At 54.1% G+C, this 26001-nt stretch carries 25 protein-coding genes; 24 read left to right on the top strand and 1 reads right to left on the bottom strand.

The window, feature by feature from the left end; translation table 11 throughout:
- Nucleotides 1–16: 16 nt before the first annotated feature.
- The 24 genes from Q0Y65_RS10760 to glgA all read left to right on the top strand — a co-directional run bounded on the left by Q0Y65_RS10760 (nt 17) and on the right by glgA (nt 24639).
- Nucleotides 17–280, top strand: a complete 264-nt coding sequence (locus tag Q0Y65_RS10760) for a hypothetical protein (RefSeq protein WP_297959594.1) — start codon at nt 17–19, stop codon at nt 278–280.
- 11 nt (nt 281–291) lie between these two features.
- Nucleotides 292–1146 (top strand): 16S rRNA (adenine(1518)-N(6)/adenine(1519)-N(6))-dimethyltransferase RsmA, encoded by an 855-nt coding sequence (gene rsmA, locus Q0Y65_RS10755; RefSeq protein WP_297959592.1) that lies wholly within the window; start codon nt 292–294, stop codon nt 1144–1146.
- Nucleotides 1146–1841: a precorrin-2 C(20)-methyltransferase gene (gene cobI, locus Q0Y65_RS10750; RefSeq protein WP_297959590.1), complete on the top strand. Its 696-nt coding sequence runs from the start codon at nt 1146–1148 to the stop codon at nt 1839–1841. Before rsmA ends, cobI begins: the two co-directional genes overlap by 1 nt.
- Nucleotides 1831–2973 (top strand): cobalt-precorrin-5B (C(1))-methyltransferase CbiD, encoded by a 1143-nt coding sequence (gene cbiD / locus Q0Y65_RS10745; protein ID WP_297959588.1) that lies wholly within the window; start codon nt 1831–1833, stop codon nt 2971–2973. Before cobI ends, cbiD begins: the two co-directional genes overlap by 11 nt.
- Complete coding sequence (gene cobM / locus Q0Y65_RS10740) at nt 2966–3724, top strand: precorrin-4 C(11)-methyltransferase (RefSeq protein WP_297959586.1); 759 nt, start codon at nt 2966–2968, stop codon at nt 3722–3724. The genes cbiD and cobM overlap by 8 nt, the downstream gene beginning before the upstream one ends.
- Nucleotides 3721–4758, top strand: a complete 1038-nt coding sequence (locus Q0Y65_RS10735) for a cobalt-precorrin 5A hydrolase (RefSeq protein WP_297959584.1) — start codon at nt 3721–3723, stop codon at nt 4756–4758. Before cobM ends, Q0Y65_RS10735 begins: the two co-directional genes overlap by 4 nt.
- On the top strand, nt 4755–5483 hold the full coding sequence (gene cobJ, locus Q0Y65_RS10730; RefSeq protein ID WP_297959582.1) for a precorrin-3B C(17)-methyltransferase: 729 nt from the start codon (nt 4755–4757) through the stop codon (nt 5481–5483). Before Q0Y65_RS10735 ends, cobJ begins: the two co-directional genes overlap by 4 nt.
- On the top strand, nt 5476–6225 hold the full coding sequence (gene cobK, locus Q0Y65_RS10725; RefSeq protein ID WP_297959580.1) for a precorrin-6A reductase: 750 nt from the start codon (nt 5476–5478) through the stop codon (nt 6223–6225). The genes cobJ and cobK overlap by 8 nt, the downstream gene beginning before the upstream one ends.
- Before the next feature lie 4 nt (nt 6226–6229).
- Nucleotides 6230–7417: a precorrin-6y C5,15-methyltransferase (decarboxylating) subunit CbiE gene (gene cbiE, locus Q0Y65_RS10720; protein WP_297959578.1), complete on the top strand. Its 1188-nt coding sequence runs from the start codon at nt 6230–6232 to the stop codon at nt 7415–7417.
- Nucleotides 7417–8757 (top strand): cobyrinate a,c-diamide synthase, encoded by a 1341-nt coding sequence (locus Q0Y65_RS10715; protein ID WP_297959576.1) that lies wholly within the window; start codon nt 7417–7419, stop codon nt 8755–8757. The genes cbiE and Q0Y65_RS10715 overlap by 1 nt, the downstream gene beginning before the upstream one ends.
- Nucleotides 8757–9806 carry a nicotinate-nucleotide--dimethylbenzimidazole phosphoribosyltransferase gene (cobT, locus tag Q0Y65_RS10710; RefSeq protein ID WP_297959575.1) on the top strand — a complete coding sequence of 350 codons (1050 nt, stop codon included), beginning with the start codon at nt 8757–8759 and terminating at the stop codon, nt 9804–9806. The genes Q0Y65_RS10715 and cobT overlap by 1 nt, the downstream gene beginning before the upstream one ends.
- Nucleotides 9803–10321, top strand: coding sequence for a bifunctional adenosylcobinamide kinase/adenosylcobinamide-phosphate guanylyltransferase (locus Q0Y65_RS10705; RefSeq protein WP_297959573.1), 519 nt, complete (start codon nt 9803–9805; stop codon nt 10319–10321). The genes cobT and Q0Y65_RS10705 overlap by 4 nt, the downstream gene beginning before the upstream one ends.
- Complete coding sequence (locus tag Q0Y65_RS10700; RefSeq protein ID WP_297959571.1) at nt 10318–11085, top strand: adenosylcobinamide-GDP ribazoletransferase; 768 nt, start codon at nt 10318–10320, stop codon at nt 11083–11085. The genes Q0Y65_RS10705 and Q0Y65_RS10700 overlap by 4 nt, the downstream gene beginning before the upstream one ends.
- Nucleotide 11086: 1 nt before the next feature.
- Nucleotides 11087–11485: a bifunctional adenosylcobinamide kinase/adenosylcobinamide-phosphate guanylyltransferase gene (locus Q0Y65_RS10695; RefSeq protein WP_297959569.1), complete on the top strand. Its 399-nt coding sequence runs from the start codon at nt 11087–11089 to the stop codon at nt 11483–11485.
- Nucleotides 11475–12035 carry a histidine phosphatase family protein gene (locus tag Q0Y65_RS10690; RefSeq protein WP_297959567.1) on the top strand — a complete coding sequence of 187 codons (561 nt, stop codon included), beginning with the start codon at nt 11475–11477 and terminating at the stop codon, nt 12033–12035. Before Q0Y65_RS10695 ends, Q0Y65_RS10690 begins: the two co-directional genes overlap by 11 nt.
- Nucleotides 12032–13000 (top strand): adenosylcobinamide-phosphate synthase CbiB, encoded by a 969-nt coding sequence (gene cbiB, locus Q0Y65_RS10685; RefSeq protein WP_297959565.1) that lies wholly within the window; start codon nt 12032–12034, stop codon nt 12998–13000. The genes Q0Y65_RS10690 and cbiB overlap by 4 nt, the downstream gene beginning before the upstream one ends.
- Nucleotides 12997–14031, top strand: a complete 1035-nt coding sequence (locus Q0Y65_RS10680; RefSeq protein ID WP_297959563.1) for a histidinol-phosphate transaminase — start codon at nt 12997–12999, stop codon at nt 14029–14031. Before cbiB ends, Q0Y65_RS10680 begins: the two co-directional genes overlap by 4 nt.
- On the top strand, nt 14024–15490 hold the full coding sequence (locus Q0Y65_RS10675) for a cobyric acid synthase (RefSeq protein WP_297959561.1): 1467 nt from the start codon (nt 14024–14026) through the stop codon (nt 15488–15490). The genes Q0Y65_RS10680 and Q0Y65_RS10675 overlap by 8 nt, the downstream gene beginning before the upstream one ends.
- Nucleotides 15490–16122: a precorrin-8X methylmutase gene (locus tag Q0Y65_RS10670; protein ID WP_297959559.1), complete on the top strand. Its 633-nt coding sequence runs from the start codon at nt 15490–15492 to the stop codon at nt 16120–16122. Before Q0Y65_RS10675 ends, Q0Y65_RS10670 begins: the two co-directional genes overlap by 1 nt.
- 142 nt (nt 16123–16264) lie before the next feature.
- The gene (locus tag Q0Y65_RS10665) at nt 16265–18499 is read left to right on the top strand and encodes a SpoIIE family protein phosphatase (protein WP_297959557.1); all 2235 of its coding nucleotides are present in this window, start codon (nt 16265–16267) and stop codon (nt 18497–18499) included.
- A gap of 239 nt (nt 18500–18738) precedes the next feature.
- Entirely contained in the window at nt 18739–20805 is a 2067-nt protein-coding gene (gene glgB, locus Q0Y65_RS10660; RefSeq protein WP_297959555.1) for a 1,4-alpha-glucan branching protein GlgB, read from the top strand.
- 36 nt (nt 20806–20841) lie between these two features.
- The gene (locus Q0Y65_RS10655) at nt 20842–22068 is read left to right on the top strand and encodes a glucose-1-phosphate adenylyltransferase (RefSeq protein ID WP_297959553.1); all 1227 of its coding nucleotides are present in this window, start codon (nt 20842–20844) and stop codon (nt 22066–22068) included.
- 15 nt (nt 22069–22083) lie between these two features.
- The gene (gene glgD / locus Q0Y65_RS10650) at nt 22084–23205 is read left to right on the top strand and encodes a glucose-1-phosphate adenylyltransferase subunit GlgD (RefSeq protein ID WP_297959551.1); all 1122 of its coding nucleotides are present in this window, start codon (nt 22084–22086) and stop codon (nt 23203–23205) included.
- A 15-nt stretch (nt 23206–23220) separates the two neighbouring features.
- Nucleotides 23221–24639: a glycogen synthase GlgA gene (gene glgA / locus Q0Y65_RS10645; RefSeq protein ID WP_297959549.1), complete on the top strand. Its 1419-nt coding sequence runs from the start codon at nt 23221–23223 to the stop codon at nt 24637–24639.
- A 72-nt stretch (nt 24640–24711) separates the two neighbouring features.
- Here the strand turns inward: glgA and Q0Y65_RS10640 are convergent, their stop codons facing one another.
- Nucleotides 24712–25656: an HD-GYP domain-containing protein gene (locus Q0Y65_RS10640; RefSeq protein ID WP_297959547.1), complete on the bottom strand. Its 945-nt coding sequence runs from the start codon at nt 25654–25656 to the stop codon at nt 24712–24714.
- Nucleotides 25657–26001: the final 345 nt, after the last annotated feature.

The raw sequence follows: 26001 nt of genomic DNA, 5'->3' as shown, positions 1-26001 counted from the left end.
AACAGGAGGCTTGAAAATGAAGATCAATGTTATCGGCGGAGAAATGACCAGACAGGAAATTGACGAGTACATAAAGTATGCGGGACAGAAATACACAGGACGGCAGATAGGTCAGCTGGATATAGTCATCGACGGGGAATTCGTGGATCTGAAGGTACACTTCAAGGATATGGATTTTCAGAGAGCTTACCGTTCTGCGGATTATCTTGTGAACACCATGGATAAGCTCAATGATGCAAAGCAGAAGGAGTTTTCCGAGAAGGAAAGGCACAAGGTCTGAGGAGTGACTGAATGAATCTTACGAATATAGGCACAGTGAAGGAGATACTTTCACGCCACGGCTTCAGCTTCTCAAAGGGGCTGGGGCAGAACTTCATAATAAATCCCGATATATGCCCGAAGATCGCCGAAAACGGCAATGCGGCAGAGGGCTTCGGAGTCATAGAGATAGGAACGGGTATAGGCGTCCTTACCGCGGAGCTGGCAAAGCGTGCGGAAAAGGTGGTGGCCGTGGAGATAGACACAAGGCTCCTGCCCATTCTGGAGGAGACCCTCGCTGACTTTGACAATGTGAAGATAATAAACGAGGACGTCATGAAATGCGACCTCCACAGGCTCATCGGGGAGGAATTCCACGGGCTCAGGACGGCGGTATGCGCAAATCTGCCCTATTACATAACCTCCCCCATAATCATGATGCTCCTTGAGAGCAGGCTCCCCATAGAGTCCATCACCGTCATGGTGCAGAAGGAGGCCGCACAGCGCCTCTGCGCCAGGGTGGGCACAAGGGATTCGGGAGCCATAACCGTGGGAGTAAACTACTACGGCACGGTGAAGAAGCTCTTTGACGTTTCGAGAGGCAGCTTCATGCCTGCGCCCAATGTGGATTCCGCAGTCATAAGGATAGACCTTTGCAGTGAACACAGACTTGACGAGGAAAGCGAGAGGTTCTTCTTCAAGGTGGTCAAGGCAGGATTCTCACAGCGCAGAAAGACCCTTGCCAACTCCCTTGCCTCGGTCATGGGCATACCCAAGGAAAGGGTATATGCTGCCCTTGAAAGTATCGGTATGCCGCAGGCTGCAAGGATAGAGCAGCTTGATATGGAGCAGCTCATTGCCCTTTCGGCGGAGCTGATGAAGGGCTGATGGGCACGCTTTACGGCGTAAGCACAGGCGCAGGCGATCCGCAGCTGATGACTGTGAAGGCTGTGCGCATACTGGAGAGCTGCGGCGTTATTGCGGCTCCCCGTACAAAGGGCAGGGATACGCTGGCTCTTTCCATAGCCCGCAAGGCGGCAGACCTGTCGGGCAAGAGGATAATTTACCTTGACTATGCCATGAGCCGCGAAAGCTCCGTTATCGCGGAGAACTGCCGCCGTATAGCGGATATGCTCTGCGATGAACTGGAGAACGCTGATGTTGCCGTGCCTGTTCTGGGAGATATATCCGTGTATTCCACCTTCAGCCGCATTGCCTCCCTTGTGGAGGAGAGAGGATTCCCCGTTGAGATATGCGCGGGAGTCACCAGCTTCAGCGCTGCTGCTGCCGCTCTGGGTATGCCGCTCTGTCTCGGAAGCGAGCCCCTGCATATACTGCCCTGCGGCTGCGGCGGATTTGAGAAGCTCCTTGATCTCGGCGGTACGAAGGTCATTATGAAAACGGGAAAAAATGCCGCGGAACTCATGGGGATACTGCAAAAAAAGGGACTGTCCCGGCGTACATCTATAGTAGAGAACTGCGGCCTGGAAGATCAGAGGATATACCGTGCAGATGATGATATCCCCGGAGATGTCGGGTATTTCACGGTTTTTATCGTAAAGGAGAGCTCTGATGAAGCTTGAGGAATACATTTTCAGGGGAGCGGAGAAGCTCCGCTGCGGATATACTACGGGCTCCTGCGCGGCAGCTGCCGCAAAGGCTGCTGCGGAGATGATATTCACGGGCCATACCGTGGAAAGGGTACAGCTCATGACTCCAAAGGGCATTATGATCGAGCCCGACATCACCGACGTTAACCTCGGGGACGGTGAGGCTTCCTGTGCCGTTGTCAAGGACAGCGGCGACGATCCCGATATCACCAACGGTATAAAGGTTTGCTGCCGCGTAAGGCTTGCAGCTTCGGGAGTGAAGATATTCGGCGGCGAGGGCATAGGCGTTGTCACAAAGCCGGGGCTGGATCAGCCCGTGGGAGAGGCCGCCATAAACTCCGTGCCGCGGAAGATGATAGCTGCGGCTGTTTCGGAGACGGCCGAGAAGTACGGCTATTCGGGAGGCTTCGAGGTGACTGTCTCGGTACCCGGGGGCAGGGAGCTGGCGAAAAAGACCTACAACCCCAGAATGGGCATAGAGGGCGGTATCTCCGTCATCGGTACCAGCGGTATCGTGGAGCCCATGAGCAGCAGGGCCGTTATTGAGACTATCCGTGCAGAGGCAGGTATGCGCCGTGCCGCAGGTCAGAGGAATATGCTGCTGACCATCGGCAACTACAGCGAGGACTATGTTCAGCGCAGTCTGCCCTTCTCACTGGAAAGGAGCGTCACCTGCAGCAACTTCATCGGCGACGCAATAGATATCGGCATGGAGCTGGGCTTTGAGTCCATACTCATAATCGGCCATATCGGCAAGCTGGTAAAGCTGGGAGCAGGCATAATGAACACCCACTCCTCATGGGCGGACGGAAGAATGGACGTGCTGGTGACCTGCGGTGTCCTTGCGGGAGCCGATACGGATACGCTGAAAAGGCTGCCCGACTGCGCAACGGCAGACGCGGCTATGGATATACTCGATGAGGCGGGATATCTTGAAGGTACGGCGGATATCCTTGCCCAGCGCATGGACGGCTATCTCCGCGCAAAAGTGAAGGACGCCGTCCCTATAGGAGCTCTTGCTTTTTCCTACAAGCGTGAGCTGATAATAAAGACAGCCCTTGCAGATCAGCTCATCAGGGCTGTAACGGAGGAAGAAAATGGTTGATTTCGTGGGAGCAGGCTGCGGTGCGGCAGACCTTATCACTCTGAGAGGAAAGCGCCTTCTGGAGGAGGCGGACGTCATCATATACGCAGGCTCGCTGGTAAACCCTCAGCTGCTGGACTACGCAAAAAAGGACTGCAAAATATACAACAGCGCCCTCATGCACCTTGACGAGGTGATAAATGTGATGACAGAGGCGGAGTCACGGGGGCTGCATACGGTTAGGCTCCACACGGGGGATCCCTCGGTATACGGAGCTGTCAGGGAGCAGATGGACAGGCTTGACCGGCTGGGAATATCATACAGCGTCACCCCCGGCGTAAGCTCCTTCTGCGGAGCGGCGGCAGCTCTGAAAGCGGAGTACACCCTGCCTGCGGTATCCCAGACGGTGATACTGACCCGTATGGCAGGCAGGACTCCCGTACCCGAAAGGGAGAGCATAGAGAGCCTTGCCGCACATCATGCCACTATGGTCATATTCCTAAGCGCCTCCATGACGGAGGAGCTCTCACAGAGACTTACGGAAGGCGGCTACAGCGCCGGTACACCTGCCGCCATAGTCTACAAGGCCACATGGGAGGACGAAAAGGTGGTGCGCTGTACCGTGGGTACCCTTGCGGAGGCTGCCCGTGCAAACGGCATAAGCAAGACTGCTCTCATAACCGTGGGGGACTTCCTGGGCAGCGATTACGAGCTGTCAAAGCTCTATGACAAGAATTTCGGGACTGAGTTCAGAAAGGCGGAGGCTCATTGAATATAGCGATTTTTTCCGTGACAGAAAAGGGAAGACAGCTCTCGTTCAGGGCCGGCGAGGCTCTGAGCGGCGAGCATAAGGTCAGCCGTTACTGCTTCCATAAGCATACAGACGACAATTCTGCCGTGTTCTGGAACATGGGCAGCATGGTGGGCAGGCTTTTCACGCGCTCCGACGCATTTATATTCGTCTGTGCCTGCGGCATAGCGGTAAGAGCGGTAGCGCCCTTTCTCGGTACAAAGGCCGACGATCCTGCGGTGATAGTTATGGACGACTGCGGCAGGTTCGTTATCCCTGTGCTTTCGGGACATATAGGCGGCGCCAACCGCCTTGCGGAGGTGCTTGCGGAACATCTGGGCTCTACAGCCGTCATAACCACCGCCACCGATGTGGGAGGCAGCTTCTCTCCCGACAGCTTTGCCGTGGCAAACGGCCTTATCATAACCGATCTTGCAGCTGCCAAGGAGATAGCCGCCGAGGTGCTGGACGAGGAGAAGATCGGCTTTTCCAGCGAGTACAGGCACGGCGGTCTCCCCGACGAGCTGACGGAGTTCGGCATTTGCAGGACGGGCATATATGTGGGTACGGAGCCCGATGTGAAGCCCTTTGACGTTACGCTGAGACTTGTGCCGCGGAATATCGTTCTGGGTATCGGCTGCAAAAAGGGCACTTCCGCCGAAGCTATCGAAGAAGCGGTGAGCTCCGCCCTTGAAGGAGCAGGTATTGATCCGCGGAGAGTACGGGAGGCGGCTTCCATAGACCTGAAGGCGCAGGAGGAGGGACTTCTCGGCTTCTGCGAAAAGCTGGGAGTGCCTCTGCGGACATATTCTGCTCAGGAGCTTATGGCTGTAAAGGGCGATTTCGATGCCTCGGACTTCGTGCTTGAGACCACAGGGGCGGACAATGTATGCGAGAGAAGCGCGGTGCTGTGCAGCGGCGGAAAGCTTGTGATGGGCAAGACAGCTGACGGCGGTGTGACTGTTGCGGCGGCCGAGGCTCCCGTATATCTTGATTTTGAAAGGAATATCCTATGAAGCTGTATGTTGTCGGCATTGGCTGCGGAAGCAGCGGCGGCATGACCGTTGAAGCCCGTCAGGCTGTGGAGAACAGCGATATCATCGTGGGCTACACGGTGTATACCCGGCAGATAAAGGCCATCTTTCCCGAAAAGAAGTGCCTTTCCACAGGCATGAGGCAGGAGCGTGACCGCGTTGAGCTGGCACTTAGACTGGCCTCGGAGGGCAGGACGGTGTCCCTTGTGTGCAGCGGTGACAGCCAGCTTTACGGCATGGCAGGTCTGGCGCTGGAGCTCTCACAGAACTATCCTGACGCGGATATCGAGGTGGTGGCAGGAGTAAGCGCGGCTTTCAGCGGCGGAGCCGTTCTCGGCTCGCCCATGACACACGATCTTGCCATAATAAGCCTTTCCGACCTTCTCACTCCCATGGAGAAGATAGTGAAACGGCTGCGCTGTGCTGCGGAGGGGGATTTCGTCATTGCCCTCTACAATCCCTCCTCGAAAAAGCGAGCCGACTATCTCATGAAGGCCTGCGATATCATACTGGGCTTCAGGTCTGCGGAGACAGTCTGCGGATATGTGCGGAATATCGGCAGGGAGGGACAGGAGAGCCGCATACTCACTCTCGGGGAGCTCCGTGATACCCCGGTGGATATGTTCACCACGGTTTTCATAGGCAATTCCGAGACAGTTATCATAGGCGGAAAAATGGTTACTCCCAGAGGCTACAGAGATGTGTGAGCTGCTTATATTCGGCGGTACCACCGAGGGCAGGGAGCTTGCGCGTTACTGCTGCGAAAAAGGCATCAGGGCAGCGGTATCCGTGGCAACAGAGTACGGCGGAGAGCTGCTGCCGAAGCATGAGCTGCTGCATATACTCACGGGACGTCTGGACAGCGATGCCATGACAGCCCTCATGAAAGAGCTTGGCTGTACTGCCGTCATCGACGCCACCCACCCCTATGCCGAGGAGGTAACGGCAAATATCCTCCGTGCCTGCCGTGAGACGGGCATTGTCTGCCACAGACTTCTGCGGAGCCCGTCGGCTCTTCCCGAATGTCTGAGGGCTGAGGATATGGACGGCCTTATAAAGCTCATTGACAGCTGCGGCGGAAATGTGCTCAGCACTCTTGGCAGCAAGGAGCTGCCCAGACTGGCGGAGGTCAGGGACTACAGGAAACGGATATGGGTAAGGGCGCTCCCCTCTGACAGCGTCAGGGAAATGTGCAGGGAGCTGGGCTTCCCCGCGGAGCATCTTATCCTTGAAAAGGGGCCGTTCAGCGTTGAGCAGAATATCGCCCACATAAAACAGAGCGGTGCGGAGCTCCTTGTCACAAAGGAGAGCGGCGCCGCAGGAGGCTTCCCCGAAAAGGCAGAGGCCGCGGAGATCTGCGGCACAGCTCTGGCAGTGCTGCTTCGTCCCCGTGAGGAGGGCTGCACTATGGAGGAGGTCAAGGCCATAATTGACGGCATGAGGAGGTGAACAGGTGAAGGTATATATCGTGGGAACAGGCACCGACGGCGGAAAGACGCTCACTGCCGAGGCTAAAAAGGCCATAAATGCGGCAGATGTGCTCATTGGCGCGGGCCGTATGGTGGAAGGCTACAGAGACTGCGGGAAAACTGTCCTTGAGGAGTACAGAAGCGGCGAGATAAGACGCTTCCTTGAAGAAGGCTGCTTCGGAACGGCTGCGGTGCTCATGTCGGGGGACTGCGGCTTCTTCAGCGGTGCAGCTGCCCTTGCAGAGGCTCTGGAGGACTTTGACACGGAGATCATATGCGGTATAGCCTCTCCTGTGTATCTGTTCTCAAAGCTGAAAATGGACTGGTCGGACTGCAATTTCGTCAGTCTACACGGCAGGAGCGGCAATATCGTCAGAGCGGTCTGCGCTCACAGGCTCACATTCTTCCTTCTGGGGGGAGAGATCACCGCCGCACAGGTCTGCCAAAGGCTGTGCGAGTACGGCAGAGGCGCCGTGAAGGTTTATATCGGCGAAAGGCTCGGCTACCCCGATGAGCGTATAATCAGCGGCAGAGCCGAGGAGCTCACGGAGACGGACGCCTCGGGACTGTGTGTGCTCCTTGCGGAAAATCCCGATTACGAGCGCGGTATCCCCGGGTTTATCCCCGATGAGAGCTTCATAAGGGGCAGTGTACCCATGACAAAGGCGGAGGTCCGCTGCCTTGCGGTGGCAGGGCTGGACATAGGCAGAGACGATATCTGCTGGGATATCGGCGGAGGTACGGGCTCAGTTTCCGTGGCAATGGCTCTGCAATGCGAGAGAGGAAGGGTATTCTCCGTTGAGAGAGAGCCCGTGGCTGCGGAGCTTATCCGAAGCAATCTCAGGAAATTCGGCTGTGATAATATCGAGGTCCGTGAGGGCGACGCCGTGGATACAGCAGCGGAGCTGCCCGTTCCCGACTGCGTTTTTGTGGGGGGCTCGGGAGGAAAGCTGAGGGATATCGTCATGACAGCGGCAGCAAAAAACAGCAATATACGCCTGACCGTTACTGCCGTCTCACTGGAAACTCTTTCGGAGTGTACCGCAGTATTTGATGAGCTTGGCTTTGAAGCGGAGATCACTCAGATCGCAGTAACAAGAACGAAAAAAGCAGGGACTCACACCATGCTCTCGGCTGAGAACCCTGTATTCATTATAAAAAGGAAGCTCTGATGAAAAGATTCGTTATCGGCGGAACTCACAGCGGCTGCGGAAAGACCACCGTTACCTGTGCAGTTCTTGCGGCGCTGAAAGCCCGCGGACTGAGGGTCGCCTCCTTCAAGTGCGGCCCCGACTACATAGATCCCATGTTCCACAGCAGTATAATCGGTGCGTCCGCTCATAATCTGGACAGCTTCTTCTGCGGCGATGACAGGCTGAGGCAGCTTCTTCATGAGGGAAGCCCAAATGCTGATATATCGGTGATCGAGGGGGTTATGGGCTATTATGACGGCGTTGACGGAAGGGGCTCCGCTCATTCTGTTTCCGAAATAACCGAAAGTCCTGCCGTACTGGTTATTGACTGCAAGGGCATGAGCGAGTCTGTGGGCGCGGTCATGAAGGGCTTTCTCGATTACAGGCGGACAAGCAATATAAAGGGTTTCGTTTTCAACAGGCTGCCCCGGAGACTTGTCCCTCTTGCACAGAGGCTGTGCGGTGAGCTGGGAACTGAGTATTTAGGCTGTATGCCGCCGGACTGTCCGGGTATTGAGAGCCGCAGGCTGGGACTTGTGACGGCCTCCGAGATAGATGATCTCTGCGAAAAAACTGCGGAGCTTGGCAGGCTTGCGGAGGAGAATATCCTCCTTGACAGGCTCATGGAGCTGTCGAAGTCGCCCTGTCTCACTTTCAGGGAGCAAGAATTGCACAGACTGCCCGACGGCGTCTCACCAAAGATAGCTGTAGCCCGCGACAGAGCCTTCTGCTTCATCTACTCTGAGAATATGGAGCTGCTTCAGCGCCTGGGCTGTACCCCGGAATACTTCTCACCCATGGAGGACGAGAGACTCCCCGAGGACTGCTGCGGACTGATACTCAGCGGCGGCTATCCCGAGCTCTGCGCAGAGGAGCTCTCCGCAAACCGTACCATGTCCGTAAGCATAAGGCAGGCCATAAACAGCGGTATGCCCACTATTGCGGAGTGCGGAGGCTTCATGTATCTCCACGACTGTCTGAAGACCGCGGAGGGCAGGGAGTACCCCATGGCAGGCGTTATCGGCGGCACAGCCTATGAGACCGACAGGCTGCGGCGCTTCGGATATATCACTATGACAGCGGAAAAGGACTGCCTTATATGCGGAAAGGGTGACAGCTTCGCCGCTCACGAGTTCCACTACTGGGACAGTACCTGCTGCGGAGAGGACTTCACCGCCGCAAAGGCCGACGGCAGAAGCTGGAAATGCGTTCATAGCTCTTCAACGCTTTACGCAGGCTTCCCTCATCTGTATTTTTACGCTGACGTCCGCATGGCTGAGCGCTTTGCGGCTGCCTGTGCGGCTTACGGAGGTAAATAATGGACAGGATAAAACTTATTCGCCCTTCCGACAAGAGGTACAGTATACTTGCTAAGGAGCACTGGGACGGTGTCGCAAAGCCTCTTGGCAGCTTCGGTGTCCTTGAGGATATGTGGTGCAGGATAGCGGCTGTGCAGCAGACTGACCGTCCCGATATCAGCCGCCGCGCCGCAGTCGTTATGTGCGGGGACAACGGCGTCACCGCTGAGGGTGTCACACAGACCGACAGCTCCGTGACTCTGGCCTGTGCGGAGGCTATCGCCTGCGGCAGATCCAATATCAACGCCCTTGCGGCTGTATACGGCGCCGATGTTTATGCCGTTGATATCGGCATGGAGGGCGATACGGACTGTGAGTCCGTGATAAAGCGCAAGATCGCTCACGGTACCGGAAATATAGCCGAAGGGCCTGCAATGACCGGAGAACAGGCGCAGGCCGCTCTTTGCGCCGGTATGGACATTGCCGCAGAGCTTGCGGAAAAGGGCGTGAAGGTCATCATTACGGGAGAAATGGGCATAGGCAATACCACTCCCACGGCTGCGCTCTCATCGGTGATACTGGGACTTCCTCCCGAGACAGTAACAGGCAGGGGAGCAGGTCTTTCCACAGAGGGGCTGAAACGCAAGATAAACGCCGTCAGCCGCGCTGTTGAAGTGAATTCGCCCGACCCCCATAACGCTGCTGAGCTGCTGTCAAAGCTGGGCAGCTACGAGATAGGCGGCATGACGGGACTTTTTCTGGGGGGAGCTGTTTACGGGATCACCGTTATCATTGACGGCGTAATATCCGCAGTGTCGGCGGTGCTTGCCTCCATGCTTGCCCCACGCTGCACCGATTATATGCTGGCAGGCCACGTTTCCGCTGAGCCTGCGGGCAGACTTCTCCTTGAAAGGCTGGGGCTGAGAGCGGTCATCGACGGCTGTCTCAGGCTCGGCGAGGGCACAGGCGGCATAATGCTGCTGCCGCTTCTGGACGGAGCAGCGGCTCTGTATTACAACTCCCACCGCTTTGACAGCGCTGGGATAGAAAGGTATGTGGAACTGAAATGATCACACTTGTAACAGGCGGTACCAAATGCGGCAAGTCAAGCTATGCCGAGAAGATACTGGACAGCTTCACCGGGCAGAAATACTACATCGCCACTATGAACCCCGTCGGCGATGACGCAGAGGCGATAATCGCTCGTCATGTGCAGATGCGCTGCGGAAAGAACTATGTTACCGTGGAGAGGTTCCGCGATATAGGCGAGACCGATATTCCGAAGGGCAGCGGCGTGCTGCTGGAATGTGTGGGCAATCTCTGCGCTAACGAGATGTTTGTGGGCATGGAGATACTCCACCCGGCGGATAAGATAGTGACGGGCATAAAGCAGCTCTCGGAAAAGACTGCGGAGCTGGTCATAGTCACCAACGAGGTGGGCAGCGACGGAAACGATTATACTCCCGATACCATGGCATATATAAGGCAGATGGCCTTCATAAACCGCCGTATAGCCGAATTTGCCGACAATGTGGTGGAGTGCGTTTACGGTATACCTTTACTGCGCAAGGGAAAGCTGATATGATGGATTCACTGCTGTCAGCACTGCTGATGTATTCGCGGATACCAGTTCCACAGCGTCAGTGGAACGAGAAGAATATGAGGTTCGCACTGTGCTTCTTCCCCCTTGTGGGAGCTGTTACGGGCGGACTGGTCATGGGTCTGAGGCTGGTCTGCGACGCACTTCGCACAGGCAGTCTGCTGTTCGCCGCAGGTACGGTGGCCATAACCGTTCTGGTCACGGGAGGCATACATCTTGACGGCTTCTGCGATACCTGCGACGCCAGAGCTTCATGGGGAGACATGGAGAAAAAGCTGACGATCCTCAGCGATCCTCATATAGGAGCCTTTGCGGCCATAAAGCTGGGCGCATATCTTCTGCTGTACACCGCTCTGCTGGCACAGCTGACGGATATATCCGCCGTCGGCGTTGCGGCTGTGGGCTTTGTGCTTTCGCGTAGTCTCAGCGGTCTTGCCGCCGTCAGCTTCCGCGCCGCCAAGAAGGAGGGGACTCTCTACAGCTTCACCTCCTCTGCCGACAAGAGGACGACGGTGACAGTATTGTCTGCGGTGTCGCTGCTGTGCATGGCGGCTATGGTGCTTATATTTCCCGCGGCAGGTGTGGCTGCTTCCGCTGCTGCTCTGCTGACGCTTTTATACTACCGCTTCATGTCCTACAGGGAGTTCGGCGGTGTTACGGGAGATCTTGCAGGCTGGTTCCTGCAGATGTGCGAATTGTTCATTGCAGCGGCTGCTGCGCTTACATACAGAATAACGGAGGTCATGTGATATGAAAATGATAATCGGAGGAGCATATCAGGGAAAGATAGGCTGTGCCGTCAGACTTTTCGGAAAGTCGGAGGAAAATATGGTAAACGGCAATGTCTGCGATTTCGAGGAGGTATTTACGGCCGACTGTATAAAGAGCTATCACAAGATGATAGCAAGGCTCATCGCACAGGGCGTTGATCCCGTGCAGTTCACGAAGCGTCTCTGCGAGACCAACAAGGACGTTCTGGTCATCATGGACGAGATAGGCTGCGGCATAGTTCCCCTTGTTAAGGCGGAGCGTGTACGCCGCGAGGCCGTTGGAAGATGCGGCTGTCTGATAGCTGCGGCCAGCGATACGGTCATCCGCGTAATCTGCGGTATCCCCGACTATATCAAGGGCGGCCCCGATGAGGGTTGACTTCATACGCCACGGCCTGACCGCAGGAAACCTTGAACAGCGCTATATAGGCAGTACCGACGAGCCTCTGTGTTCTCAGGGCAGAGAGGGACTGAAGAACAGGGTCTATCCCTCCTGCGATATGGTCTTTGCAAGTCCCATGAAGCGCTGCATAGAGACGGCAAGGCTCATATACCCCGAAAAAGAGCCTGTTATATGCGGAAGCCTCAGAGAATGCGACTTCGGAGACTTCGAGGGCAGGAACTATGAGGAGCTGTCTGCCGACATCAGGTATCAGAGCTGGATAGACAGCGGCGGAGAAGCGGCCTTTCCCAACGGCGAGAGCCCTGCCGCCTTCAGGGAGCGCTGCGTCAAAGGCTTCCTTGACTGTATAGCCCGTGTTCCCCGCGGGGAAAGGGCTGCTTTTGTTGTTCACGGCGGCACCATCATGGCTGTTATGGAGCGCTTTGCGGTGCCCCGCCGCAGCTATTTCGACTGGCATATACGCAACAGTCACGGCTATATCACCGAATTTGACGGAGAAACTATAACAGTAACGGAGAATATATGAAATACATTATAGCGGTCCTGCCGCTGTTTCTGGGAGCGGCTCTGGACAGCATTCTGGGCGACCCCTACAGTCTGCCTCACCCCATACGCCTTATAGGCAGGCTCATAGCCGCTCTGGAGAGAGCTGTGCGCAGACGCATGAGCGGACATCTCCGCGCAGGAGGCGTCCTCCTTGCAGCCGCGGTGCTGACGGTATCTGCGGCTGTTCCCCTTGCAATACTCATTGTCTGCTACAGTGTGAATTTATGGCTGGGAGCTGTCATCGAGGGCGTGATGTGCTATTATCTCATGGCGGCAAGGTGCCTGCGTGACGAGAGCATGAAGGTATACCGCGCAGTAAAGTCGGGAGACACAGAGGCGGCCCGTAAGGCGGTGTCAATGATAGTCGGCCGCGATACGGCGGTGCTGGACGAAAAAGGCATAATAAGGGCGGCTGTCGAGACTGTGGCGGAGAATACCTCCGACGGTGTGACGGCTCCGCTTATGTATATGTCGCTGGGCGGAGCGGTCCTCGGCTTCTTTTACAAGGCGGCAAACACCATGGACTCCATGATAGGCTACAGGAATGAAAAATATGCCGATATAGGGCGGTTCGCTGCGAAGCTGGACGATGTGCTGAACTACATACCCTCGCGGCTGACCGCTCTTGCCATGACAGCGGCTGCTCCCTTGCTGGGATTTGACGGAGGAAGAGCCTTCCGTATATGGCGGCGTGACCGCAGAAAGCACGCAAGCCCTAATTCCGCCCAGACGGAGGCGGCCTGTGCAGGAGCTCTCGGCGTAAGGCTGGCAGGTGACGCATACTACTTCGGAGAACTCCACAGGAAGGAATATATCGGCGACCCTGTACGCGAGATAGAAAACCATGACATACCACGAGCCAACAGGCTCATGTACGGAGCGGCAGTTCTTGTTTTCATGGCCGCGGCTGCGGTAAGGGCTGTCATTGCGGGAGGTATCCTATGATAAACGGTATGCACGGCGGAAACGACCTCTGCCTCGATATAAAGCTTGATCTCTCCGCAAATCTCAATCCTCTCGGTATGCCCGAGAGCGTCCGCAGGGCGGTGGCTGTCTCGGCGGCGGACTGGGAGAGATATCCTGACCCCCTGTGCAGGGAGCTGCGCGGCAAGCTGTCGGAGCGGCTGCATATTCCCGCAGAAATGATAGTCTGCGGAAACGGCGCCGACGATATCATATACAGGACCGTATCTGCCCTGAGACCGCGCAGGGCGCTGATATGCGCTCCTGCCTTCGGCGAGTACCGCAAGGCTCTTGAGGAGCACGGCTGCGAAGTATCCGTGCATATGCTTTCAGAGAAGGAGGACTTCTCCCTTACAGAGCGCATCATGCCAGAAATTGCGGGCAATGATATGCTGATGATATGCAGTCCCCATAATCCAACGGGAAGGGTCATAGAGCCGGGTCTTCTCTGTGAGATAGCCGCAGAGTGTGAAAAGCAGGGTACGTATCTCCTGTGTGACGAGAGCTTTATTGATTTTACCGGGAGAGCGGCGGAGCTTACGGCTCTGAATTTCATGAGCCCCGGACTCATAGTTCTGCGCTCCTTCACAAAGATATACGCCATGGCAGGTCTGCGCCTCGGTTACGCGGTCTGCGGCAGTACGGACACTGCCGGCAGGATAGCCGCGTCAGGACAGTACTGGAGCGTTTCAGCTCCCGCAATGGCGGCGGGCATGGCTGCTCTTGATGAGGAGGACTATGTAAGGCGTACCGTACAGCTTATTGAGCGTGAGAGGGAATACCTCTCCGCAGAGCTCAGCTCCTTTGGCTTCAGAGGATACCCATCACAGGCGGATTTTATACTGTTCAGAGCCTTTCCGCAGCTGGGAGAGCTTCTTCTCCGTCAGGGCATACTCATCAGGTGCTGCGGTGACTACAGCGGCCTTGACAGCAGCTTTTTCCGCACGGCAGTGGGGTCTCACAGTGAAAACATGACGCTTACCGGCGCTTTGAGGAGGATAGTGAATGGCTAAGGCGATAATGATACAGGGCACTATGTCCAATGCGGGCAAGAGCTTCATAGCGGCGGCGCTGTGCAGGATATTCCGTCAGGACGGCTATTCCTGCGCCCCATTCAAGTCGCAGAACATGGCGCTGAATTCCTATATCACCTCCGACGGCTGCGAGATAGGCAGGGCTCAGGCAATGCAGGCCGAGGCGGCGGGCATCGAGCCCTCTGTCCTTATGAACCCCGTCCTGCTGAAGCCCACCACGGACGTAGGCTCTCAGGTTATAGTCAGGGGCAGAGCTGTTGGTAATATGACGGCATCGGAATATTTCCGCAGAAAAACGGAGCTTGTCCCCTTCATAAAAGCGGCCTATGAGGAGCTCTCTTCACAGCATGATATCATAGTCATCGAGGGGGCGGGAAGTCCCGTTGAGCTGAACCTGAAGTCCGATGATATAGTGAATATGGGAATGGCAAAGCTGGCAAAGGCTCCTGTCCTCCTTGTGGGAGATATAGACAGGGGCGGCGTTTTTGCGCAGCTTCTCGGTACTCTGGGACTTCTTGAACGTGATGAGCTAAGCATGGTGAAGGGACTGGTGGTCAACAGGTTCCGCGGCGATATAACGCTGTTTGACGACGGCAGAAGGATACTTGAGGAGCGGGGCGGCAAGCCCGTGCTGGGAGTTGTGCCCTATCTTCACTGCGATATAGAGGACGAGGACAGCCTTTCACGGAAGCTCTCGGCTGATGAAAAGGGTATCATAGATATTGCCGTCATAAGGCTTCCCAGGATATCCAACTTTACGGATATGGACGTTTTCGCGCAGTACGACGGCGTGGGAGTGCGCTATGTCAGCAGGTATACCGATCTGGGCGAGCCCGATATGATAATAATTCCGGGAACGAAAAGCACTCTCGCCGACATGAGATGGCTCCGTGAGAGCGGACTGGAAGCGGCTGTGAAAAGGCAGGTATCACGGGGAGTTCCTCTCTTCGGCATATGCGGAGGCTATCAGATGCTTGGGGAGACTGTCTCGGACCCCCTTTGCAGTGAGGGCGGCGGCAGCGCCGACGGCATGGGCCTGCTGAAATGCACCACGGTTTTCGGTGCGGAGAAAAAACAGGTGCGCACCTCGGGAAGGTTCTGCGGCAATGACGGCTTTTTCGGCTGCCTCAGCGGCGCGGAGTTCAGCGGCTATGAGATACACATGGGCAGCACAGAGAGCAGGAGCCCGCAGCTCCTCGACTGCGGAGGCGCATATGAGGGGAATGTCTGCGGCTGCTACATACACGGCATATTTGACAGCGCTCAGGTCTCGGAAAGGCTGGTGAGGCAGCTTTTCTCCGCTAAGGGTATTGAATACCGCGGCGGTACTGCCGACAGACAGGCCTATAAGGAGGCGCAGTTCGACCTGCTTGCTGAGGGCGTGAGACGCAGCATTGACACAGGGCTGCTGTACAGGATCATAGAGGAGGGCATCTGATGGAGCTTGAATACGTTCTGCCAAAGGACATAGAGAGACGCAGCTTCGAGCTTATAGAAAAGGAGCTGGGAGACAGAGCGCTCCCCGAGGATATACGTCCCATAGTCATGAGGGCTATACATACTACCGCTGATTTTGATTACTATGACAATCTTTACTTCTCCCCGGGTGCGGTGGAGAAGGCTCTGGCTGCCATCGGAAAGGGAGCGGTTTTCGTCACCGATACCAATATGGCCAGAGCAGGCATAAACAAAGGAGCTCTGGAACGGCACGGCTGTTCCGTTGAGTGCTTCATGGCTGACGGTGAGATTGCCGCAAGGGCGGCAGCCGAGGGCACCACAAGAGCCGCCGCTTCGGTGGACAGGGCTGCGGAGCTTGGCAGGCCTGTCATATACGCGGCAGGCAATGCTCCCACTGCGCTTATAAGGCTCTGCGAGCATATAAAAGCAGGCACCTTCGTTCCCGAGCTGGTCATCGGCGTACCCGTGGGTTTTGTGAATGTGGTGCAGTCCAAGGAAATGATAATCGAAAGCGGGATTCCCTGTATAGTTGCCAGAGGCAGAAAGGGCGGCAGCAATGTGGCGGCTGCCATTTGCAACGCTCTGCTCTATATGGCGGACGGAAGGAAATAACAGGAAAGGCTGTATGATAGCAGCCTTTTTTCTTTTGCGCCCGCAAACGTCGGGAGCTCTCATCATTCGACGGCGGATTGCGACATCTGCGGCAGCCTCGGTATGGTATAATGTATCGTATATTTTTGTGAGGTGATGTGCGATGCAGATCGTGAGAAGGATAAGAGAATGGAGGTATGCAGGTGTCTCCGCAGCCTTTGCAGCCTGTGTGGGAGCAGGTCTTTTCCTTTCTGGGGCAAAGGTGGGCGGAGTTGCTTCATTTGCGGATATATCAGCCGCAGGGGCTGTGGGGCTGCCATATTCGGCCGCTGTCTTCACAGGGAGCCTTGTCCGCAGCATAGCGGCAGGCACTATAGGGGACAATATCGTGAAGCTTGCGTCTCTTGCGCTGATAGTGATAATCAAGATGTTTCTGGAGCCCAGAAACGATCCGAAGCTTTGCGGCATAAATACTGCGGTAAGCGTTCTGGTATCGGGAGCGGCGGTTTCGGCTGTCATAGGCGAGCTTGCCCACAAGCTGGTGTTTTACGGCTTTTACGGCGGCGTTGCAGGCTTTGCGGCCTACTCAGCCTCAAGGCTGATAACGGGACTGAAAAAGGACAGGGTAGCCGATTTATCAGGGACAGGCGGTCTTTCCTGTTCAGTGGTTTACATAATGGCAGCGACATCACTCTGCTCCCTGGAGCTGCCTGCGGTGAATATCGGCATAGTCTTCTGCGGAGCCGTTACCCTTATGGGAGCTTACTTCTACAAGCAGACGGGAGGCGTACTCTGCGGAGCTCTGTCCGTCTGCGGAGCCTTTCTCGCTTCATCTGCGGCAGGCATGAGCATAGTCCTTCTTCCTGCGGCAGGTCTGCTTACAGGTTATATGCACAACAGAAAGCCACAGACGGCGGCGGCTTTCTTTGTGGGAGTCTGCTTTGTGCTCAATGTGCTGACGGGAGCGGCTCTCGGAGACGCAGACAGTATGATAGATATTATATGCGGAGCGCTGATATTTATGCCTCTGTCGGGGCGGTTCTCGGACAAGTGGATTAGAACGGGGGACGACGGCACGGTCATGCTGCCCGATGCGATAAACGCACGCATGGGCTTTCTGTCGGACGCTGTACTCGATCTGCGCAGGGAGTCCGAACGGATCTCCGAAATGCTGTCGGAGGGCAGGGACGAGACCAGGGAGATAGAGGATAATTCGCGGGCGGTATGCTCGGCCTGCTACCGCCGCCCCTTCTGCTGGAAGTCCGACAAGGGCAACACTCTGCGTGGGTTCCGCAGACTTGCGGAGATGGCTGAGCTTGCGGAGGAGAGCTTCCCTGCGGAGCTGGACGACTGCCTGAGAAAAAAGGAGCTTCTCGCGGCATTTGCAGAGAGCTCCCGTGAAAGAGCGGCGGCAAAGCTTATGGAGATGCGCTTTTCCGAGAGCAGGGAGCTTCTGTGCGAGCAGCTGAAGATAACCGAGGAGCTGGTTCGTTCCGCAGGCGAGCGCGTTGACGTAAGGTACTCCCACAGCGTCAGCAGGAGCGTCCGCGCAAGGCTGGAGAAGTTCGGCTTTGCGCCCTCTCAGGTCATAGCCTATTACAACAGCAGGAGCCGTCTCCTCACGGAGATATACTTCCCGGCGGACAGCGCTCCCGTGGACGGGAGAAGGATATGCGACCTCATCGCGGACGAGCTGCGGCTGAAAATGGGCTGCACAGAACCTGTCTGCACAGGCAGGGAAGTGAGGATAAGGGTGTTCGAGAAGCCCCGTTTCACTATGGAGGTATGCGCCAGCTCTGCCTGTGCCGATGACTCGCAGGAAAACGGCGATACTCATACGGTATTTACGGACGGAGCCGAGGCGGGCTACGTTGTACTGTCCGACGGCATGGGAACAGGCAGAGGAGCTTCCGCCCAGTCGTCTCTGGTGGTCAGCCTTTTCCGCAGGCTGGTCACCAGCGGAGCTGATGTCGGCTCCGCGATTAAGCTGATAAATTCGGTGATGGTGACTGATCCGCAGGATGAGAGCTTTGCCACTCTTGACGCGGTGCGGATAGACCTTGACGACTGCGGCCTTACGGTGATAAAATCGGGAGCAGCTGCTACACTTATCCGGCACCGCGGCAATGTGATGAAGCTGACTGCCCCTACCTTTCCCATAGGCATATACGGGCGGTCGGAGGTATATGTCCGTGAGTGCGGCTTTGAGGAGGGGGATATAGTCATCATGTTCTCCGACGGCGTATCCGAGAACGCCTATCCCTTCATAAAGGAGCTTCTTCTCGGAGGTGATGACCTGCGCCATATAGTGGGGGAGATATGCAGGAAGGCTCATGTTTTCGATCATACGCTCCACAGCGATGATGTGACGGTGATAGGGATAAAAGTCACCTCATGAAGTCTCTGATTTGTTAACAAAATATTAACTCAAATGGCATACAGCACAGGCTGAATACATTGGATTGCTGTGCATTTTAACAAAGGCTAACAAGGAATTGAAAGAGTAAATATGTCAAAATGCACTAAATAGAACTGGTATTATTAGCATAACATCTGAAATTTTACGGTGATTTGCAAAAATGCTTGAATAATTATGCTGATTCTGATAAAATGTATTATAGCAAAGGAGGCTGAATTATGTCTGTTAATAAAAATAACAATCCAAACGATTTTCCGCTGTATCTTTTTTATCAGGGTAAAAACTATGAAGCTTACAAATTCTTTGGCGTTCATTCAAAGAAAAAGGGAAGAGGCAAGGTTTTCACCTTCAGAGTTTGGGCTCCTAATGCTGTAAGCGTATCCGTTGTTGGTGATTTCAACGGCTGGGACAGGTCCGCTGCTCCCATGAAGCTCATTGCCGACGGTATCTGGGAGGCTGAGATATCAAAGCTCCGCCAGTTCGACGCTTACAAATACAGTATCGAGACTCAGGACGGAAGGATACTGATGAAGGCCGATCCGTATGCCGCTCACTATGAGACAAGACCCGGAACTGCCTCGAAGATATACGAGAGCAGCTTCCAGTGGAGCGACGGCGGCTGGTTCGATGAAAAAAAGAACAAGAGCATATACAAAAGCCCTGTGAACGTGTATGAGGTTCACCTCAGCTCATGGAAAAACTATGGCGGAGATGTTTACCTTGACTATGTTACGTTCGCAAAGGAAATAATACCGTATCTGAAAAAAATGTCATATACTCATATCGAGTTCATGCCCCTGACGGAGTATCCCTACGACGGCTCGTGGGGATATCAGGTGACAGGCTATTTCGCCCCCACCTCACGCTACGGCACTCCCGACGATATGAGGAAGATGATAGATATGTTCCACGCCGCAGGGATAGGCGTCATCCTTGACTGGGTGCCTGCACACTTCCCCAAGGACGAGGCGGGACTGTACGAATTCGACGGCACCTGCTGCTATGAGTACACCGACGACCGCAAGAAGGAGCATAAGGCATGGGGCACGAGAGTGTTCGATTACGGTAAGGCTGAAGTATGCTCTTTCCTTATTTCCAGTGCCAATTACTGGTTCGATGAGTTCCATGTGGACGGTCTCCGCGTAGACGCTGTCGCATCCATGCTCTATCTGGACTACGACAGGCGCGAGGGAGAATGGGCTGCGAATATCTACGGCGGCAACGAGAACCTGGAGGCTGTGGAATTCCTCAAGCACCTCAATGAGGCGGTATTCCTCAAGCACCCCGACGCTCTTATGATTGCCGAGGAGTCAACGGCATGGCCTCTGGTTACAAAGCCTACCGATATAGGCGGTCTGGGCTTCAACTTCAAGTGGAATATGGGCTGGATGAACGATATGCTCAGCTATATGTCCCTTGACCCAATATACAGGGCCTTCAACCATGACAAGCTCACATTCTCGTTTTTCTATGCTTTCTCGGAGAACTATATCCTGCCTATCTCTCATGACGAGGTAGTTCACGGAAAGTGCTCCATGATTAATAAAATGCCGGGCGAGTACGATCAGAAGTTCGCTTCATACCGCGCTTTCCTTGCATACATGATGGCTCATCCGGGCAAGAAGCTGCTCTTTATGGGACAGGAATTCGGACAGATGAAGGAATGGGACTACAAGTCCCAGCTGGACTGGAATCTCATGGACTTCGATTCCCACAGGACCCTGCTGAAATTCTCGGAGAAGCTCAATAAGTTCTATGCCGAAAATCCTCCCCTCTGGGAGAACGACGATTCGTGGAACGGCTTCAGCTGGATATCCAACGATGACTACAAGCAGAGCATAATCTCGTTCAGGCGTATCGATGATAACGGCGACGAGATCATCGCAGTCTGCAATTTCGTTCCCGTTGAGCGCCGGGACTACAGGATAGGCGTTCCGCAGAAGGGCAGATACAAGCTGGTATTCAACACCGACGCAGCCGAGTTCGGCGGCTCGGGCATCACGGAGACCTCCTTCAAAACTCACAGCATTCCTATGCACGGTCATGACAACAGCATCTCCATGACACTTGCACCGCTGTCCGTTATCTATCTGAAGTTTGCTCCCGTGAAGAAGAGGACGACCGCACCAAAGTCCGCGGAGACAGAGAAGCCTGAGAAGGCTGCTCCCGCCAAGGAGGAAAAGGCTGTGAAGAAGCCTGCGGCTAAGAAGGCTGCTCCCGCCAAGGAGGAAAAGGCTGCGAAGAAGCCTGCGGCTAAGAAAACACCCTCTGCTAAGAAAAAATAAATTCCATAACGCGATAAGCGATCCAGGAGGAAAAATATGTATACTAAGAAAAGAGTCGTTGCAATGCTCCTTGCAGGCGGTCAGGGCAGCAGACTATATGCACTGACTAAAAATGTTGCAAAACCCGCAGTACCTTACGGCGGAAAGTATCGTCTCATCGATTTCCCTCTCTCAAACTGCACCAACTCAGGTATTGACACAGTAGGCGTCCTCACACAGTACCAGCCCCTTGTGCTCAACGAGTACATCGGCAACGGTCAGCCCTGGGACCTTGACAAGATGAACGGCGGCGTCCATGTGCTCCCTCCCTATGAGACACAGGCCGGAGCTTCATGGTACGAGGGCACCGCAAATGCCATATACCAGAATATGCGCTTCATCGAACGCTACGATCCCGAATATGTGGTTGTCCTGGGCGGCGACCACATCTACAAGATGGACTACTCAAAGATGGTGGATTTCCACGTTGCCAACGAGGCGGACTGCACCATCTCCGTAATAGACGTTCCCAAGGCTGAGGCTTCACGCTTCGGTATCATGATCTGCGACGAGCAGAATCAGGTGACGGACTTCGTTGAGAAGCCCAAGGAGCCCAAGTCCACACTTGCTTCCATGGGTATCTATGTATTCACATGGGAGAAGCTCCGCAAGTACCTCATCGAGAACGAAAACGACGCCAACGCCAAGCGCGAAAAGGGCGAGCCCTGGTCAAAGGACTTCGGCAAGGACATCATCACCTCCATGCTCCGCGACAAGCAGAGGCTCTTCGCATACGAGTTCGAGGGCTACTGGAAGGACGTGGGAACTCTGGATTCACTCTGGGAGGCAAATATGGACCTTCTCAGCCCCAGCGTGCCTCTGGATCTCTACGATCCCAACTGGAAGATCTATTCCCGCAACAGCAATATGCCGCCTCAGTATGTGGGCGACAATGCCAATATCGAGAATTCCATGATCTCGGAGGGAAGCACCATTGACGGAACAGTTGATTTCTCCATACTGTTCTCAGGAGTTACCATCGAGGCAGGCGCTACCGTAAACTACAGCATCATCATGCCCGGCACCGTTATCAAGTCCGGAGCTGTTGTGGAGTATGCCATAGTGGGCAGTGACAGTGTTATCGAATCCCGCGCCCGCGTGGGAACAAGTCCCGAGAATATCGAGAACAGAGACGACTGGGGCATTGCCGTTGTCGGACATAACGTAACTGTATCTGCCGATAAGGTCGTTGAGCCGAAGCAGATCATCGGTGAGAATATCTGACGGAGGTATATTGCTATGAGTGTTAATTATAATGTTCTGGGACTTGTCTTTGCAAGTATGCACGATTCTTATGTCAGCGAGCTGACAAAACAGAGAACTATGGGTTCCATACCCTTCGGCGGACGTTACCGCCTCATAGATTTCCCCCTTTCCAATTTCGTCCACTCGGGCGTATCTGAGGTGGGAGTAATAACAAAGTCCAACTACGGCTCGCTCCTTGACCATCTGGGTTCGGGACGTGACTGGGATCTTGCCCGTAAGAAGGGCGGACTCCACCTTCTCCCTCCCTACAGCCAGACAGGAGGCATATACAAGGGCAGACTTGACGCCCTCAACAATATCTGGGGCTTTGTTGAGCATTCCAACGCGAAGTACGTTATCATGTCCAACTGCGACGTGGTGACTACCATAAACTTCAATCCCGTGCTGAAGCAGCACATGAAGAACGAAGCTGATATCACCCTTGTGTACAGCAGGGGAGTATACGACTACGAGAAGAACAAGTGTACAACAGTGCTTGAGTTCGACGACGACAACAGACTGAAGGACGTTCTGGTGGATCCGCAGTTTTCGGGCGAGTGCAATATCTGGCTCGAGATGTGCATAATTACCAAGGAATTCCTGAAGAAGATCGTTTCCGACGCGGCCAGCCGCAACCAGTTCAGCTTTACCCGGGAGATACTCCAGGGCAAGAGGGACCAGTTCAAGATAATGGGCTACAGGCACGACGGCTTCTTCACAAAGATCGACAGCATACAGGATTACTACATTGCAAACAGGATGCTCCTCGATCCCGAGAAGAAAAACGCTCTCTTCCGTAAGGATATGCCTGTTCTGACAAAGATCGGCGACAACGGTCCCGTGAAGTACGGACTTGAGTCCAGCATCAAGGACTCTCTTATCGCAGACGGCTGTATCATTGAAGGAACTGTCATAAACTCCATACTCTTCCGAGGCGTAAGGGTAGGAAAGGATACTGTGGTCAAGGACTGCGTTCTCCTTCAGGGCACGAAGGTAGGAGAGAATTGCAGTATCTCATCGGTAATTGCCGATAAGAACGTTGAGATTAGCAATGAAAAGGTGCTTACGGGCTCCGAGACATATCCGCTGTATATAGGAAAAGGCGGTAAGATCTGACGGCGGTGATCGAATATGAAAATACTTTTTGCTGCCAGCGAGGCTGTGCCTTTTGCAGCCTCGGGCGGTCTTGCAGATGTAATAGGTTCGCTTCCGAAGGCAATAAAGACAAAGAGGCATGACTGCCGGGTGGTGATCCCTCTTTATAAGTCTGTCAGTCCCGAATTGCGCGAGAAAATGGTCTTTCTGACCAATATAACCGTAGATGTCTCATGGCGCAAGCAGTACTGCGGCATATTTATGGCTGTAAGGGACGGCGTTACCTATTATTTCATCGACAACGAGTATTACTTTGCAAGAGACGGTCTCTACGGATTCTATGACGACTGCGAGAGATTCGTGTTCTTCGACAGGGCTGTGCTTGAGATGCTCAGGTATATCAAGTTCACCCCCGACATCATCAACTGCAACGACTGGCAGACGGCGCTGATACCCGTCTACTATAATGTCTATTATAAGTATCAGCAGGGCTATGACGGCATAAAGACCGTCTACACCATACACAATATCGAGTATCAGGGCAAGTACGGCAAGGAGGTACTCAGCGAGCTCATGGGCATACCCATGTACAATGCGGGGCTTCTGGACTACGACGGCTATGTTAATATGATGAAGGGGGCTATCGAGACCTGCGACATGATAACTACGGTCAGTCCCAGCTATGCGTGGGAGATACTTGACCCGTGGTACGCTCACGGTCTTGACAGGATACTTGTCACAAAGCAGTATAAGCTTCGCGGCATTATGAACGGCATAGATACAAAGCTGTACGATCCCTCGAAGGATAAGGCCATAGAGGCTAACTATTCATCGAAAAAGCCCGAGGGCAAGGCGAAGTGCAAGGCGGCTCTCATATCGGAGCTGAGACTTGCCGAGGGAGATGAGCCCATAATCGGTATCGTTACCCGTTTTGTCCGCCATAAGGGCATAGACCTGATACGCTGCGTATTTGAGGAAATGGTACACGAAGGCATAAAATTTGCCGTGCTTGGCAGCGGCGAGAAGATATATGAGGATTTCTTCCTGGAAATGGCCGCAAGATACCCCGAAAGGGTATCGGTGACAGTTGGCTTCATACCCGAGCTATCAAGGAGGATATACGCAGGAGCGGATATGTTCCTCATGCCCTCGCAGAGCGAGCCCTGCGGGCTGGCACAGATGATCGCCATGAGATACGGAACAGCTCCTATCGTCCGCGAAACGGGAGGTCTCCGCGACTCTGTCCGCGATAACGGCGGCGAGAACGGCAACGGCTATACCTTCAAGACATATAACGCAAATGATATGCTCGATGCGGTAAAGCGTGCATGGGGAGACTATAACGACAAGCAGGAATGGAACGACCTCATTGTCCGCATGATGGAATGCGACCACAGCTGGTCGGCTTCTGCGGATCTCTATATCGAGACGTACAAAAAGCTTCTTGCGGAATAACGAAAACGAGCCGCAGCACCTAAAGTGTGCTGCGGCTTTTTCAACAATAAAAAGCCCCGAAGAGGCTGTGAATCAGACCTCCGCGGGCTTTTTTTCGGTGTTTTCGGTTTCATGTATATCGGTGATATCGAATTTTATCTGTTCCGGCTGACAGGCGATTATCCTGCTTTTGGGTATTTTGCAGAATATCTCCACAAGGTCGCTGTCCAGCTGAGTTCCCGCGACACTGCGCATTATCTCCAGAGCCTTCTCGTGAGATCGGGGAGCCTTATACGAGCGCTCCATGGTTATTGCGGAATAAGTGTCTGCCACAGCGATGATACGCGATGAATAGGGGATACGCCAGCCTTTCAGACCGTAGTAGCCAGTACCGTCGATATGCTCATGGTGGTATTGTATCCAGGGGAACACATGGCTGAAGGACTTCAGCGGCTCAAGTATCTTTACACCAATCCCGGGGTGCCTTTTCATGATCTCCCACTCCTCGGGAGTGAGCTTATCGGGCTTGTTGAGTATCACCTCGGGGATACCAAGCTTGCCGACGTCGTGCATAAGCGCGGCATATTCAAGGCTGATGGAATTGATAAGGCGCTTCTTCGGAGAGGGGATATATTCGTAAAGAAGCATAGTGAGATTCTGAACATGGCGGCTGTGTCCGTTGAGATTAGGGTCTCTTGCGTCGATCACGCCGATGAGCACCTCGGCTATGTCTATACTTCTCTCCTTGGTATTGTTAAGCAGAGTAAATGTTATGGTCTGCATTATGGCGACGAATATGCTTCCGCCGAAAAGTATTCCGGAGATTATAATATCGGGTTCGCCCTTGAAGGTGACCAGCAGATATCCCGAAAGAAAGAATATCAGCAGCAAAAGCGCAAGGTATTTCCAGAATCTGACCTTTCGGCTCCCTGCCGAGAGAACGTCACGCAGGGAACTTAGAAAACGGGCATACCTCCATATATTGATGACCATAAGGAGAATACCGATGGTAAGCATTGCATATATCAGGATATTCAAATCGAGACCTCCCCTCAGATACGATCGAAATAACTGTATATCTGTAATATGATTATATCACATTGATACAGGGAATTCAAGCTGTACGAGCTTGCTGCTAAGTCGAAGAAAACGGGAAGGAGCATAATAAAGGCTAAAAAATAGGGGAATATTACGCCTTTTTGCGCCTCATCGGTTATTTCGTACAAAAAAACGTTCAAATAGCCTCCAATATTTGGTTTGACAAAACGCGAAAGTAATGCTATAATATATTTACTGTCCGACAGAGAGCGAAAGCGGTCGAGGAAAAATTTTCAGAATAAAATGAAAAAAGTGCTTGACAAATCTGCTGGAAAGTGATATAAT

This window comes from uncultured Ruminococcus sp., assembly GCF_947301925.1.
In the GTDB taxonomy this organism is placed as follows: Bacteria; Bacillota; Clostridia; order Oscillospirales; family Ruminococcaceae; genus Ruminococcus.
The sequence above is the reverse complement of the archived record's forward strand: the minus strand, read 5'-3'. Positions and strand labels throughout refer to the sequence as shown.

Coding starts and splice junctions, on each gene's coding strand:
- Q0Y65_RS10760 (WP_297959594.1), top strand. CDS start 17: ATGAAGATCAATGTTATCGGCGGAGAAATGACCAGACAGGAAATTGAC.
- rsmA (WP_297959592.1), top strand. CDS start 292: ATGAATCTTACGAATATAGGCACAGTGAAGGAGATACTTTCACGCCAC.
- cobI (WP_297959590.1), top strand. CDS start 1,146: ATGGGCACGCTTTACGGCGTAAGCACAGGCGCAGGCGATCCGCAGCTG.
- cbiD (WP_297959588.1), top strand. CDS start 1,831: ATGAAGCTTGAGGAATACATTTTCAGGGGAGCGGAGAAGCTCCGCTGC.
- cobM (WP_297959586.1), top strand. CDS start 2,966: ATGGTTGATTTCGTGGGAGCAGGCTGCGGTGCGGCAGACCTTATCACT.
- cobJ (WP_297959582.1), top strand. CDS start 4,755: ATGAAGCTGTATGTTGTCGGCATTGGCTGCGGAAGCAGCGGCGGCATG.
- cobK (WP_297959580.1), top strand. CDS start 5,476: ATGTGTGAGCTGCTTATATTCGGCGGTACCACCGAGGGCAGGGAGCTT.
- Q0Y65_RS10715 (WP_297959576.1), top strand. CDS start 7,417: ATGAAAAGATTCGTTATCGGCGGAACTCACAGCGGCTGCGGAAAGACC.
- cobT (WP_297959575.1), top strand. CDS start 8,757: ATGGACAGGATAAAACTTATTCGCCCTTCCGACAAGAGGTACAGTATA.
- Q0Y65_RS10705 (WP_297959573.1), top strand. CDS start 9,803: ATGATCACACTTGTAACAGGCGGTACCAAATGCGGCAAGTCAAGCTAT.
- Q0Y65_RS10700 (WP_297959571.1), top strand. CDS start 10,318: ATGATGGATTCACTGCTGTCAGCACTGCTGATGTATTCGCGGATACCA.
- Q0Y65_RS10695 (WP_297959569.1), top strand. CDS start 11,087: ATGAAAATGATAATCGGAGGAGCATATCAGGGAAAGATAGGCTGTGCC.
- Q0Y65_RS10690 (WP_297959567.1), top strand. CDS start 11,475: ATGAGGGTTGACTTCATACGCCACGGCCTGACCGCAGGAAACCTTGAA.
- cbiB (WP_297959565.1), top strand. CDS start 12,032: ATGAAATACATTATAGCGGTCCTGCCGCTGTTTCTGGGAGCGGCTCTG.
- Q0Y65_RS10680 (WP_297959563.1), top strand. CDS start 12,997: ATGATAAACGGTATGCACGGCGGAAACGACCTCTGCCTCGATATAAAG.
- Q0Y65_RS10675 (WP_297959561.1), top strand. CDS start 14,024: ATGGCTAAGGCGATAATGATACAGGGCACTATGTCCAATGCGGGCAAG.
- Q0Y65_RS10670 (WP_297959559.1), top strand. CDS start 15,490: ATGGAGCTTGAATACGTTCTGCCAAAGGACATAGAGAGACGCAGCTTC.
- Q0Y65_RS10665 (WP_297959557.1), top strand. CDS start 16,265: ATGCAGATCGTGAGAAGGATAAGAGAATGGAGGTATGCAGGTGTCTCC.
- glgB (WP_297959555.1), top strand. CDS start 18,739: ATGTCTGTTAATAAAAATAACAATCCAAACGATTTTCCGCTGTATCTT.
- Q0Y65_RS10655 (WP_297959553.1), top strand. CDS start 20,842: ATGTATACTAAGAAAAGAGTCGTTGCAATGCTCCTTGCAGGCGGTCAG.
- glgD (WP_297959551.1), top strand. CDS start 22,084: ATGAGTGTTAATTATAATGTTCTGGGACTTGTCTTTGCAAGTATGCAC.
- glgA (WP_297959549.1), top strand. CDS start 23,221: ATGAAAATACTTTTTGCTGCCAGCGAGGCTGTGCCTTTTGCAGCCTCG.